Raw genomic sequence first — 12,653 nt, 5'->3', positions numbered from 1 at the left:
AAGAGGTCGATCACGCCAACCACCCCGCCTGCACCGCCAGGAACGCCGCCATCACCAGCAGCGCACCGGCCAGGATCGAGGTGGCGTACGAGCGGACAAAGCCGGTCTGCATCCGACGGAGGCGACCCGAGCCACCGCCGACCGCGGCGGCGAGCCCGTTGACGAGCCCGTCGATGCCCCGGTTGTCGAGGTACACCAGCGCCCGGGTGAGGAAGATGCCCGGCTTCTCGAAGACCGCCTCGTTGACCGTGTCGGTGTAGAGGTTGCGCCGGGCGGCGGTGACCAGCACCCCGGCCGGCTGCGGCGCGGTGGCGGTGCCGGCGCGGAACAGGAACCAGGCGAGCCCGGCACCGAGCACTGTCACCAGCAGCGACAGGATGGTGATCACGGTGTGCGAGAGGACCGCTTCGTGCTCTGCATGCTCGCCGCCCAGTCCGGCGGTCTCCGTCAGCCAGTCCGGGACGGACGTGGCGAGCAGGAAGCCGGCGCCGACCGACCCGACCGCCAGCAGGATCAGCGGGATGGTCATCAGCTTCGGCGACTCGTGCGGGTGCTCGATGTCCTCGGTCCACCGCTGCGGCCCGTGGAACGTAAGGACGAACAGCCGCGTCATGTAGAACGCGGTGAGCCCGGCGCCGAGCAGTGCCGCACCGCCGAAGAGCCAGGCGGTCCAGTCCTCCCGCTCGAAGGCGGCCACGATGATCGGCTCCTTGGAGAAGAAGCCCGAGAAGGGGAACATGCCGATGATGGCCAGCCAACCCATCATGAAGGTCAACCAGGTGATCTTCATGTACTTGGACAGCCCACCGAAGCGGCGGATGTCGACCTGGTCCTTCATCCCGTGCATGACCGAGCCCGCGCCCAGGAACATGTTGGCCTTGAAGAAGCCGTGCGCCAGCAGGTGCACGATGGCCAGCGCGTACGCCGCGCCGCCGAGGCCGACACCGAGGAACATGTAGCCGATCTGGCTCACCGTCGACCAGGCGAGCACCCGCTTGATGTCGTCCTTGGCAGCACCGATGATGCAGCCGATCAGCAGGGTGAGCGCGCCGACGCTGACCACCACGAGTTGCAGCGTCGAGTTGGCCGAGAAGATCGGGTTGGACCGGGCGATCAGGTAGACGCCCGCGGTGACCATGGTGGCGGCGTGGATGAGCGCCGACACGGGGGTCGGGCCCTCCATCGCGTCCGGCAACCAGGCCTGGAGCGGGAACTGACCGGACTTGCCGGCCGCCCCGAGCAGCAGCAACAGGCCGAGGACCAGCACCGTGGTGCCGGTCAGCGCGCCGACACCGTTGAACACCTCGTCGTACTGGGTGGTGCCCAGGGTGGCGAACATGATGAAGATGCCGATGGCCAGGCCGGCGTCGCCGACCCGGTTCATCAGGAACGCCTTCTTGCCGGCGGTGGCCGCGCTCGGCCGCTCGGTCCAGAAGGAGATCAGCAGGTACGACGCCAGACCGACGCCCTCCCAGCCGAAGTACAGCATCACGTAGTTGTTGCCGAGGACCAGCAGCAGCATCGCCGCGACGAACAGGTTGAAGTACGCGAAGAACCGACGACGGCCCGCGTCGTGCGACATGTACTCCACCGCGTACAGGTGGATCAGGAAACCCACCCCGGTGATCAGCAGTACGAAGACCGCGGCCAGCGGGTCGAACAGCAGGCCGAAGTCGACGCGCAGATCACCGACGGCGATGAAGTCCCAGAGGCTCAGCTCGACGGACTTGTTCTCCAGGCCACGCAGCTGGAAGAAGAAGCTCAGGCCGAGCACGAACGCCGCGCCGATGGCGGCAACGCCCAACCAGTGCCCCCAGCGGTCGGCCCGGCGGCCGAGCAGCAGCAGGATTGCCGCGCTGAGCAGCGGGATCGCCACCAGCAGCCAGACGCCCCCAAGCAGCCCCGTGGCCTGGGCGTATTCCACAGTCTCTTCCACCGGTGGACCCCTCTAGTACTTGAGCAGGTTGGCGTCGTCGACACTCGCCGAGCGTCGCGTCCGGAAGATGGACATGATGATCGCGAGCCCGACCACGACCTCGGCCGCCGCCACCACCATCACGAAGAACGCCATGATCTGGCCGTTGAGGTCACCGTTGATCCGGCTGAAGGTGACCAGCGTCAGGTTGGCCGCGTTGAGCATCAGCTCCACGCACATGAACAGCACGAGCGCGTTGCGCCGGACCAGCACCCCGGCGGCGCCGATGGTGAACAGCACCGCGGCGAGCACGAGGTAGTAGGTCGGCTCGACCGAGAAGAACGATCCCATTACTTGTCCGTCCCCTTCAGCGAGGTCTCCTCGGCGGTCAGCTCGCGCTGCGGAAGGATCGCCGGGGTGCTGCGGTCGGTCAGGCGGCCGTCGGGCAGCCGGGCCGGGGTGGCCACCGAGGAGGAGGTCGCGAAGACGCCGGGGCCCGGCTTCGGGCCGGGGTAGTTGCCCGGGGCGAAGCGTGCCTTCATGGTGGACACCTGGTCGACCTTGTCCTGCTTCCGCCGCTCGACGTGAGCCAGCACCATGGCACCGACCGCCGCGGTGATCAGCAGCGCCGAGGTCAGCTCGAACGCGAAGACGTACTTGGTGAACAGCAGCCGGGCGATGCCCTGCACGTTGCCCTCGGCGTTGACCTGCTCCAGACCGACCGTGTTGGTCCGGTCCAGCGCCTGGTAGAGGCCGGTGCCGACCAGACCGGCGAAGCCCAGGCCGAGCACGATCGCGGCGACGCGCTGGCCGCGCAGCGTCTCGATCAGCGAGTCCGTGGAGTCCCTGCCGACCAGCATCAGCACGAAGAGGAAGAGCATCATGATCGCGCCGGTGTAGACGATGATCTGCACCATGCCGATGAACGGGCCGGCCTGGAGCACGTAGAACACGCCCAGGCAGAGCATTGTCAGCACCAGCCACAGCGCCGAGTGCACGGCGTTGCGCGCGGCCACCATCCCGATCCCGCCGATCAGCGCGAGCGGGGCGAGGATCCAGAAGGTGACCGCCTCACCGGTGGAGACCGAACCCGCCGCGGCGAGCACCGTAGACGTGGTCATGCTCCCTCTCCCTTGCCGGCCGCCACGCGCTGGGCGGCCTGCTCGGCGCCCGGGAACGTCACGCCGGGGTGCTCCTCGACCTGGTAACGGCCGGGGCCCATCGGGGACGTCTCCGCACCGGCGGAGGTGCCCGGGTTGTCCAGCGCGCCGACGTAGTAGTCCTTCTCGCTGTCACCCAGCCGCATCGGGTGCGGAGGCTGCTCCATGCCCTCCAGCAACGGCGCGAGCAACTGCTCCTTGGTGAAGATCAGGTCCTGCCGGTTGTCCCGCGCCAACTCGTACTCGTTGCTCATGGTGAGCGACCGGGTCGGGCAGGCCTCGATGCACAGCCCGCAGAAGATGCAGCGGGCGTAGTTGATCTGGTAGATGCTGGCGTACCGCTCACCCGGCGAGAAGCGCTCCTCGTCGGTGTTGTCGCCACCCTCGACGTAGATCGCGTCCGCCGGGCAGGCCCAGGCGCACAGCTCGCAGCCGATGCACTTCTCCAGGCCGTCCGGGTGCCGGTTGAGGATGTGCCGCCCGTGGTAGCGCGGCGCCGACACCGGCGGCTTGAACGGGTAGTCGGTCGTGACGACCTTCCTGAACATGTGCGAGAAGGTGACACCGAATCCCTTGAACGTTCCGGTGATCGCGCCCACGTCACACCTCCCTGGAGTCCGAGCCGGCAACGATGTTGGCCGGCTCCCGCTCGGCGACCACGCGCGTGATGCGCGGGCTCGGTGGTACCTGAAGATCCATCGGTGGCAGCGGGAAGCTCCCGTGCGGCCGGTTGTCGACCTGTTCCTGCGTCGTCGGCTTCGGCGTCGGGCGCCGGCTGGGCCAGAAGATCGTGGCGATCAGCAGGATGCCGGCCGGGATGCCAACGGCGATCACCTTGCCGCGGGTGTCCCAGTCCTCGATGGAGCGCAGGCCCGACAGGACCAGGATCCAGGCCAGGTTGATCGGCAGCAGCACCTTCCAGCCGAGCCGCATGAACTGGTCGTACCGCAGCCGGGGCAGCGTGCCACGCAACCACACGAAGACGAAGACCAGGGCGATCACCTTGCCGAAGAACCAGAGCATCGGCCACCAACCGGAGTTGGCGCCCTCCCAGATGGTGATCGGCCAGGGTGCACGCCAACCGCCCAGGAACAGCGTGGTGGTGACAGCGGACATGGTCACCATCGCGACGTACTCGCTGAGCATGAAGAGCGCGAACTTCAGCGAGCTGTATTCCGTCATGAAGCCGGCGACCAGCTCGGACTCGGCCTCGGGCAGGTCGAACGGCGCCCGGTTGGTCTCACCCACTGTGGCGATGAAGAAGATGATGAAGCTCGGCAGCAGCAGGATCGCGTACCAGCCCGGCGCCGGGATGGTCTGGCCGAAGACGGTCAGCTCGGTGCCGTCGCCCTGAGCGGCGACGATCCCGCTGGTGCTCATCGTGCCGGCGGTCATGAAGACCGCCACGATGCTGAGCCCCATCGCGACCTCGTACGAGATCATCTGGGCGCTCGACCGGAGACCACCCAGCAGCGGGTACGTCGAGCCCGAGGCCCAGCCGCCCAGCACGATGCCGTAGACGCCCATCGAGGAGCAGGCCAGCAGCAGCAGCACCGCCACCGGCACATCGGTGACCTGCAACGGCGTGTGGTGACCGAAGATGCTCACCATCGGGCCGAACGGCACCACCGACAGGGCGGTGACAGCGCAGATCACCGAGATGGTCGGGGCGAAGAAGTAGACGACCTTGTCGGCCGCCTTCGGCAGGATGTCCTCCTTGAAGGCCATCTTCAGGCCGTCGGCGAGGGTCTGCAGCAGGCCGAACGGGCCGACCTGGTTGGGGCCGGGCCGCACCTGCATGTAACCGACCACGCGCCGTTCGAACCAGACACCGAGCAGGGTGGCCAGCAGACCGAAGGCGAACGCGAAGACAATCTTGCCGAGGACCAGCCACCACGGATCCCGGCCGAAGTCGGCCAGCGTCGGATCCTGGGCCAGGTAGATCGGACTCACTGGTTACCCCCGGAGTTGAGGAGCGGACCCGGGAGACCGGTCTCGTCGGCCGCCACGCGTCCGGCCGGGATGGCCGTACTCGGTGCGGGGACGGAGATCCGGACGACCGCGCCGGACGTCGCCCCGAGGCTGCGCCGCACGGTCGAGCCGGGTGAGTTGGTCGGCAGCCAGACCACGCCGTCCGGCATCTCGGTGAGTTCCGCCGGCAGGGTCAGTGCCCCCCGGTCGGTGCCGACAGTGACCGCGTCACCGTCGACCACACCGAGTGCCTCGGCGGTGCCCTTACCCAGCCGGACCACCGGCGGGCGGGCGGTCCCGGCGAGGTTCTCGTCGCCCTCGGTCAGGGTGCCGAGGTCCACCAGCTGGTGCCAGGTGGCCAGCACGGCCTCCCCGGCGTTCGGCTGCGGCACGCGGCCCGGTGCGACCGACGGCGCGGCCGGCCGGGACATCCGCGTCGCCGGCAGCGTGCCCAGCTCACGACGCACGCTCAGCACGTCGGCCGTGCCGAGGCGTACGTCGAGCAGCGCGGCCAGCGCGTCGAGCACCCGGCTGTCGGTCATCGCGGAGGTGTTCAGCACCGCCTCGAACGGGCGCAGCCGGCCTTCCCAGTCCAGGAAGCTTCCGGCCTTCTCGGCCACCGGGGCGACCGGTAGCACCACGTTCGCCCGCCGGGTCACCGCGCTGGCCCGCAGCTCGAGGCTGACCAGGAACGGCACCGCGTCCAGGGCGGACTCGGCCAGTCGCGGGTCGGCCAGGTCGGCCGGGTCGACACCGCCGACGACAAGCGCGCCGAGCTGCCCGTTGGCGGCCGCGGCAAGGATGCCGTCGGTGTCCCGACCGGCCTGGCTCGGGATCACCCCGGCCGGGATGTCCCACGCCTCACCCAGCTCGGCCCGGGCGGCCGGCTCGGTGACCAGGCGTCCACCGGGGAGCAGGTTGGGCAGGCAGCCCGCGTCGACAGCGCCGCGGTCACCAGCGCGCCGCGGCACCCAGGCCAGCTTCGCGCCGGTACGCCGGGCCACATCGGCGGCGGCGGACAGTCCACCCGGCACGCTGGCCAGCCGCTCGCCGACGATCAGGATCGCGCCCGGTGCGCTGAGCGCCTCGCTGACCGTCGCGTGCTCGGCGAGCACGCTGGCCTCCTCGCCCGGCACCACCCGGGCCAGCTTGGCACCGAGCTTCTCCAGGCCGCGGGTGGCGAAGGGCGCCAGCGCGTACACGGTCAGGGTCTTCTTCAGGTACGCCTTGCGCAGCCGCAGGAAGAGGATCGGGCACTCCTCCTCGGGCTCCAGGCCCACCAGCACCACCGCCGGCGCGTTCTCCACGTCGGTGTAGGTGACGTCGGTGACCCCGGCGACCGAGCTGGCCAGGAAGTCGGCCTCCTCGCGGGAGACCGGGCGGGCCCGGAAGTCGATGTCGTTGGTGTTCAGCGCGACCCGGGCGAACTTGGCGTAGGCGTACGCGTCCTCGACGGTCAGCCGGCCGCCGGTGAGCACCGCGGTGCCCTGCCCGCTCTCCCGAGCGATGTGCAGCCCTTCGGCGGCGACGGTGAGCGCCTCACTCCAGGACGCCTCCCGCAGCTCACCGGTGCGCTCGTCCCGGACCAGCGGAGTGGTCAGCCGGTCGGCGGCCCGGGTGTACTGGAAGCCCCAGCGGCCCTTGTCGCAGTTCCACTCCTCGTTCACCGCCGGCTCGTCGCCGGCCAGCCGGCGCAGCACCTTGCCACGCCGCCAGTCGGTGCGCTGCCCGCAGCCGGCCGAGCAGTGCTCGCAGACGCTCGGGCTGGAGACCAGGTCGAACGGGCGGGCGCGGAAACGGTACTGGGCACCGGTCAGGGCACCCACCGGGCAGATCTGCACCGTGTTGCCGGAGAAGTAGGAGTTGAACGGGACGTCCCCGGCGTCGCCCTCTTCGCCGTACGCGTCGTCCCGGTAGATGTTGATCTCCTCGGCGGACGACCGGCCCATCAGGTCGATGAACTTGTCGCCGGCGATCTCCTCGGAGAACCGGGTGCACCGCTGGCAGAGCACGCAACGCTCGCGGTCCAGCAGCACCTGGCTGCTGATCGCCATCGGCTTCTCGTACTCCCGCTTGTGCTCGTGGAAGCGCGAGTCGGTGCGGCCGGTGGACATCGCCTGGTTCTGGAGCGGGCACTCGCCGCCCTTGTCACACATCGGGCAGTCCAGCGGGTGGTTGAGCAGCAGCAGCTCCATCACCCCCTCCTGCGCCTTCTTGGCGACCGGGGAGGTGATCTGGGTACGCACCACCATGCCGTCGGCGACGGTCTGGGTGCAGGAGGCGACCGGCTTGCGCTGGCCCTCCACCTCGACCAGACACTGCCGGCACGCGCCGGCCGGGGCCAGCAGCGGGTGGTCGCAGAACCGGGGGATCTCGGTGCCCATCTGCTCGGCGACCCGGATCAGCAGCGTCCCCTTGGGGGCGGTGACCTCGACGCCGTCGATGGTGAGGGTGACGGTCTCGGTCTGCTTGGCTACGTCGGTCATCAGTGCGCCCCTACCAGGGTCTTCTCCGACAGCTTGGGTGCGGTCCGACCCTCGATGTAGTCGAGGTAGTCCTGCTTGAAGTACTGCAGCGAGGAGGTCACCGAGCTGGTCGCGCCGTCACCCAGACCGCAGAACGAGCGGCCGAGGATGTTGTCGCAGGTGTCCAGCAGGGTGTCCAGGTCTTCGTGGGTGCCCTGACCGGCGAGGATCCGCCGGTAGACCCGGACCATCCAGTAGTTGCCCTCACGGCACGGGGTGCACTTGCCGCACGACTCATGGTGGTAGAACTCCAGCCACCGGTACGTCGCGTAGACCGGGCAGTCCTGGTCGGAGAAGATCTGGGTGGCCGTGGTGCCGAGGATCGAGCCGGCCGCCGCCACCCCCTCGAAGTCCAGTGGCACGTCCAGGTGCTCGGCGGCGAGCAGCGGGGTGGACGAGCCGCCCGGGGTCCAGAACCGCAGGTTGTGGCCGGGCTGCATGCCACCGGCCAACTCCAGCAGCTCGCGCAGCGTGACACCCATCGAGCACTCGTACTGGCCCGGGTTGGCGACCCGGCCGGAGAGCGAGTAGATCATCGGCCCGGAGGACTTCTCGGTGCCCATGCTCTTCCACCAGTCGGCCCCACCGAGCACGATCGGCGGCACGCTGGCGATGGTGCCGACGTTGTTCACCACAGTCGGGCTCGCGTACAGGCCGTGGGTGGCCGGGAACGGCGGGCGCAGCCGGGGCTGACCCCGGAACCCCTCCAGCGAGTCCAGCAGCGCCGTCTCCTCGCCGCAGATGTACGCCCCGGCGCCGGAGTGCACCACCAGCTCCAGGTCGTAGCCACTGCGCAGGATGTTCCGGCCCAGGTAACCCTTGTCGTACGCCTCCTGGACCGCGTTGCGCAGCCGGCGCGCGGCGTGCACCGCCTCGCCCCGGATGTAGATGTAGGCGCGGGCGGCCCGGATCGCGTACGAGGCGATGATGACGCCTTCGACCAGCGCGTGCGGGTCGTGGGTCATCAGCGGCAGGTCCTTGCAGGTGCCCGGCTCGCCCTCGTCGGCGTTGACCACCAGGTAGTGCGGCTTGCCGTCGCCCTGCGGGATGAAGCCCCACTTGAGGCCGGTCGGGAAGCCTGCGCCGCCCCGGCCCCGCAGCCCGGCGTCCTTGATCAGCTGGATCAGGTCGTCCGGGTGGGCCTTGAGCGCCTTGCGCAGCGCGGCGTAGCCATCCAACTGCTCGTACGTGCCGATGCGCCAGGCGTCCGGCGACAGCCAGCGCTTGGTCAGCACCGGCGTCAGCTTGGCCAGCGTCTCCGGGCGGGGAGTGGTCACTTCTGGGCCCCCGTTTCGTTCGCGTCCGCCGGTCCGGCGCCGTCGGCGTCCGTCCCAGCCTTCGCTTCGGTGAGGTTGCGCTCCTGCGCCCCGGCCTCGTCGCCGGCGGGCTTGCCGTCGCTGGCCGGCGCGTTGGCCGCCACGCCAGCGGCCTCGGCCGACCGCGCGTCGCCAGCCTCGGGCGCGGTGCCGGTGCCGTCCGTCGGGACCTTCGTGCCGGGGCTGTCACTGGCCTCTGCCGGCCCGGTGACTCCGGCCCCCGTCGGGGCGGACGCCCCGTCGCCGCCCTTGACCGGCGCAGCGCTGGCCTCGACGGGCGCCGGCTTGGCGGCCTCCGCCTTCGCCTTCGCCTCGGCGGCGGCCTTGTCGGCCTCGGCCTTGCTGCGGATCGGGGTGTTCGGGTCGAAGCCCGGCACCGAGACGCCGTGCTGCTGGGCCAGCCGCAGCCCGCGCAGGGTGGGCTCGCCCGGCCCGCCGTCGGCGACCGCACCGTCGCGCTCGTCGGCGAAACCGGCGAGCTGCACCGCCATCTCCTTGAGGGTGCAGAGCCGGGCGCCCCGGGTCGGCATCGGCCGACCGCCGGCCCGCAACTCGTCCACCACACCGACAGCGGTGGAGGCGTCCACGCCGTCGAAGAAGTCGTAGTTGACGGTCATCACCGGGCCGTAGTCACACGCCGCCAGGCACTCGGCGTGCTCCAGCGTGATCGTGCCGTCCGCCGTGGTCTCGTCGTGCCCGACGCCCAGGTGCTCGGCGAGGGTGTCGTAGACCTCCTGGCCACCGAGCACGTTGCACATCGTGTTGGTGCAGACGCTGACCAGGAAGTCACCGGTCGGCTTGCGCTTGTACATCGTGTAGAAGGTGGCCACCGCGCCGACCTGGGCCTTGTTCAGCCCCAGCACCTCGGCGCAGAACGCGACCCCGGCCGGGGAGACGTACCCCTCTTCGGCCTGGACCAGGTGCAGCAGCGGCAGCAACGCCGAGCGGGACCGGTCCGCCGGGTAACGGGCGATGATGTCGCGCGCCCGCTCCCGGGTCTCGTCAGTGAAAGTCGTCGTCATCGGTCACACCCACCCATCACCGGGTCCAACGAGGCGCCGCCGGCGATCACGTCGGCGATCAGACCGCCCTCGGCCATCGCCGGGAGGGCCTGGAGGTTGACGAAGCTGGGCTCCCGGTAGTGCACCCGGTAGGGCCGGGTGCCGCCGTCGGAGACCGCGTGGACGCCCAGCTCGCCGCGGGGCGCCTCGATGGCGACGTACACCTGGCCGGGCGGGACCCGGAAGCCCTCGGTCACCAGCTTGAAGTGGTGGATCAGCGACTCCATCGACTGACCCATGATCTTCGCGACGTGCTCCAGCGAGTTGCCCATGCCGTCCACGCCGATGGCGAGCTGCGCCGGCCAGGCGATCTTGCGGTCGGCGACCATCACCGGGCCGGGACGGAGCCGGTCCAGCGCCTGCTCGACCAGCTTCATCGACTCCCGGATCTCGGCGAGCCGGACCTGGTAGCGACCCCACACGTCACCGTCGGGGTGGGTCGGCACGTCGAACTCGTACGTCTCGTAGCCGCAGTACGGCATGGTCTTGCGCAGATCCCAGGCGAGGCCGGCGGAGCGCAGCACCGGGCCGGTGATGCCGAGCGCCACGCAGCCGGTGACGTCCAGCACCGCGACGCCCTTCGTCCGCTCGGTCCAGATCGGCTGGCCGGAGAGGAGGTCCTCGTACTCCTTGAGCTTCTTCGGCATCATCTTGAGGAACTCGCGGATCTTGACGATCGCCTCGTCCGGCACGTCCTGCGCCACACCGCCCGGCCGCACGTACGCGTGGTTCATGCGCAGGCCGGTGATGGTCTCGAAGATGTCGAGGATGTACTCCCGCTCGCGGAAGCCGTACAACATGATCGAGATCGCGCCCAGTTCCATGCCGGTGGTGGCCAGCCAGACCAGGTGCGACGAGATCCGGTTGAGCTCCATCATCAGCACGCGGATCGTGGTGGCCCGCTCGGTGATGTCGTCGGTGATGCCGAGCAGCTTCTCGACCGCGAGGGCGTACGCCGTCTCGTTGAAGATCGGGGCGAGGTAGTCCATCCGGGTCACGAACGTCGAACCCTGGACCCAGTTGCGGTATTCGAGGTTCTTCTCGATGCCGGTGTGCAGGTAGCCGATGACCGAGCGGGCCTCGCGGACCGTCTCGCCCTCCAACTCCAGGATCAGCCGCAGCACGCCGTGCGTGGACGGGTGCTGCGGACCCATGTTGACGACGATCCGCTCGTCGTTGATCGGGTCGGTGCCCGAGACGATGGTGTCCCAGTCCCCACCGGTGACGGTGAAGACCCGACCCTCGTCGGTCTCGCGCTCGCTGGCGTAGTTCGACGTCGTCACTGGTACGACCTCCGCTCGCTCGGCGGCTGGATCTCCGCGCCCTTGTACTCGACGGGCACGCCGCCGAGTGGGTAGTCCTTACGCTGCGGGTGGCCCTCCCAGTCGTCCGGCATGAGGATCCGGGTCAGGTTGGGGTGGCCGTCGAAGACGATGCCGAACATGTCGTACGCCTCGCGCTCCTGCCAGTCCGCCGTCGGGTAGACGGCGGTCACGCTGGGCAGGTGCGGGGCTTCGACGGAGACCGCGGCCTCCAGCCGGACCTGCCGCCGGTACGTCATCGAGGTGAGCAGGTACACCACGTGCAGCCGACGCTCGTCGGCGCCGAGGTAGTCCACACCGGACACCGAGGAGCACAGCTCGAAGCGCAGCGCCAGGTCGTCCCGCATCACCTGGCACACCTCGGCGATCCGCTCCGGGCGTACGTGCAGGGTCAGCTCACCCCGGTCGACCACCACCTTCTCGATGGCGTCGTTGAAGGCCGGGTACGCCTCCTCCAGCGCGTCGCGGACCTCGTCGAAGTAGCCCCCGTACGGCCGGGAGGCCTCTTCGATGGGCTGGCGCTGGCGGACCAGGCCGCCGTAGCCGGACACGTCGCCGGTGCCCTGGTTGCCGAACATGCCGCGCCCCGCCGGGCTGGCCGGCGGGTACTCCGCCGGGGCGGTGCTGCTGGCGCCGACCGGAGTGACCGGTACCGGCACCCCGCCGTCGTTTGGCTTGTCGGTGGGTGACGTCATTTCGGGCCTGCCTGCGGGTGGAGGTGGTTCTGAGCGTTCATCCAGTTCTCGATGCGCAGCTGCTCCTCGCGGCCCTCGCGGACCGCCCGGGTCCACTCGGCGCGCCGGGCCTTGTCGCTGCGGTACGAGGAGGGCATCGAGCCGTAGGGGACGATCGGAACGTCGCCGCGCTCCTGGCGGGCCGCCAGCATCTTGCGGCCGTTCGGGCCCAGCGGCTCATACATGATCTTCTCGCGGAGCTTGAGGATCGCGTCGATGAGCATCTCCGGCCGGGGCGGGCAGCCGGGCAGGTACATGTCGACCGGCACCACGTGGTCGACGCCCTGCACGATCGCGTAGTTGTTGAACATGCCGCCGCTGCTGGCGCAGACGCCCATCGAGAGCACCCAGCGCGGCTCGGCCATCTGGTCGTAGATCTGGCGCAGCACCGGGGCCATCTTCTGACTCACCCGGCCGGCCACGATCATCAGGTCGGCCTGCCGGGGCGACGCCCGGAAGACCTCCATGCCCCAGCGGCCCATGTCGTAGTGCGGACCACCGGCGGCCATCATCTCGATGGCGCAGCAGGCCAGGCCGAAGGTGGCGCCCCACACGGACGACTTCCGAGACCAGTTGACCAGCTTCTCCACCGAGGTGAGCAGGACGCCGGCGGGAAGCTTCTCCTCGATGCCCATCTGACGTTCCTTCC

General features: G+C 69.7%; 11 protein-coding genes. All 11 read right to left on the bottom strand.

Translation table 11 applies throughout. The features are described from left to right. Positions 1-10: 10 nt before the first annotated feature. The 11 genes from nuoL to ACLQ3F_RS19840 are packed head-to-tail and all read right to left on the bottom strand — an operon-like array spanning position 11 to position 12,639. Positions 11-1,936 carry an NADH-quinone oxidoreductase subunit L gene (nuoL, locus tag ACLQ3F_RS19890; RefSeq protein ID WP_355004854.1) on the bottom strand — a complete coding sequence of 642 codons (1,926 nt, stop codon included), beginning with the start codon at positions 1,934-1,936 and terminating at the stop codon, positions 11-13. Positions 1,937-1,948: 12 nt separating this feature from the next. Beyond that, positions 1,949-2,266, bottom strand: a complete 318-nt coding sequence (gene nuoK / locus ACLQ3F_RS19885; RefSeq protein ID WP_355004853.1) for an NADH-quinone oxidoreductase subunit NuoK — start codon at positions 2,264-2,266, stop codon at positions 1,949-1,951. Beyond that, positions 2,266-3,036, bottom strand: a complete 771-nt coding sequence (locus tag ACLQ3F_RS19880) for an NADH-quinone oxidoreductase subunit J (protein ID WP_355004852.1) — start codon at positions 3,034-3,036, stop codon at positions 2,266-2,268. The genes nuoK and ACLQ3F_RS19880 overlap by 1 nt, the downstream gene beginning before the upstream one ends. Continuing rightward, positions 3,033-3,674: an NADH-quinone oxidoreductase subunit NuoI gene (gene nuoI, locus ACLQ3F_RS19875; RefSeq protein ID WP_355004851.1), complete on the bottom strand. Its 642-nt coding sequence runs from the start codon at positions 3,672-3,674 to the stop codon at positions 3,033-3,035. The genes ACLQ3F_RS19880 and nuoI overlap by 4 nt, the downstream gene beginning before the upstream one ends. 1 nt (position 3,675) lies before the next feature. Next, positions 3,676-5,028 (bottom strand): NADH-quinone oxidoreductase subunit NuoH, encoded by a 1,353-nt coding sequence (gene nuoH, locus ACLQ3F_RS19870; protein WP_357222494.1) that lies wholly within the window; start codon positions 5,026-5,028, stop codon positions 3,676-3,678. Then, entirely contained in the window at positions 5,025-7,532 is a 2,508-nt protein-coding gene (locus ACLQ3F_RS19865) for an NADH-quinone oxidoreductase subunit G (RefSeq protein WP_425850666.1), read from the bottom strand. Before ACLQ3F_RS19865 ends, nuoH begins: the two co-directional genes overlap by 4 nt. Next, a complete protein-coding gene (nuoF, locus tag ACLQ3F_RS19860) occupies positions 7,532-8,848 on the bottom strand; it encodes an NADH-quinone oxidoreductase subunit NuoF (RefSeq protein ID WP_425850664.1) in 1,317 nt (438 codons plus the stop codon). The genes ACLQ3F_RS19865 and nuoF overlap by 1 nt, the downstream gene beginning before the upstream one ends. Beyond that, positions 8,845-9,909, bottom strand: coding sequence for an NADH-quinone oxidoreductase subunit NuoE (gene nuoE / locus ACLQ3F_RS19855; protein ID WP_357222490.1), 1,065 nt, complete (start codon positions 9,907-9,909; stop codon positions 8,845-8,847). Before nuoE ends, nuoF begins: the two co-directional genes overlap by 4 nt. After that, positions 9,906-11,231: an NADH-quinone oxidoreductase subunit D gene (locus tag ACLQ3F_RS19850; protein ID WP_357196569.1), complete on the bottom strand. Its 1,326-nt coding sequence runs from the start codon at positions 11,229-11,231 to the stop codon at positions 9,906-9,908. The genes nuoE and ACLQ3F_RS19850 overlap by 4 nt, the downstream gene beginning before the upstream one ends. Next, positions 11,228-11,965: an NADH-quinone oxidoreductase subunit C gene (locus tag ACLQ3F_RS19845; RefSeq protein WP_425850660.1), complete on the bottom strand. Its 738-nt coding sequence runs from the start codon at positions 11,963-11,965 to the stop codon at positions 11,228-11,230. The genes ACLQ3F_RS19850 and ACLQ3F_RS19845 overlap by 4 nt, the downstream gene beginning before the upstream one ends. Next, on the bottom strand, positions 11,962-12,639 hold the full coding sequence (locus ACLQ3F_RS19840; protein ID WP_124821345.1) for a NuoB/complex I 20 kDa subunit family protein: 678 nt from the start codon (positions 12,637-12,639) through the stop codon (positions 11,962-11,964). Before ACLQ3F_RS19840 ends, ACLQ3F_RS19845 begins: the two co-directional genes overlap by 4 nt. Positions 12,640-12,653: the final 14 nt, after the last annotated feature.

The organism is Micromonospora sp. DT15 (assembly GCF_049841475.1).
Lineage (GTDB): Bacteria > Actinomycetota > Actinomycetes > Mycobacteriales > Micromonosporaceae > Micromonospora.
The sequence above is the reverse complement of the archived record's forward strand: the minus strand, read 5'-3'. Positions and strand labels throughout refer to the sequence as shown.

Bases quoted from the DNA above. Each gene is read 5' to 3' on its own strand.
- nuoK (WP_355004853.1), bottom strand. From the start codon at position 2,266: ATGGGATCGTTCTTCTCGGTCGAGCCGACCTACTACCTCGTGCTCGCC.
- ACLQ3F_RS19880 (WP_355004852.1), bottom strand. From the start codon at position 3,036: ATGACCACGTCTACGGTGCTCGCCGCGGCGGGTTCGGTCTCCACCGGT.
- ACLQ3F_RS19865 (WP_425850666.1), bottom strand. From the start codon at position 7,532: ATGACCGACGTAGCCAAGCAGACCGAGACCGTCACCCTCACCATCGAC.
- nuoE (WP_357222490.1), bottom strand. From the start codon at position 9,909: ATGACGACGACTTTCACTGACGAGACCCGGGAGCGGGCGCGCGACATC.
- ACLQ3F_RS19845 (WP_425850660.1), bottom strand. From the start codon at position 11,965: ATGACGTCACCCACCGACAAGCCAAACGACGGCGGGGTGCCGGTACCG.
- ACLQ3F_RS19840 (WP_124821345.1), bottom strand. From the start codon at position 12,639: ATGGGCATCGAGGAGAAGCTTCCCGCCGGCGTCCTGCTCACCTCGGTG.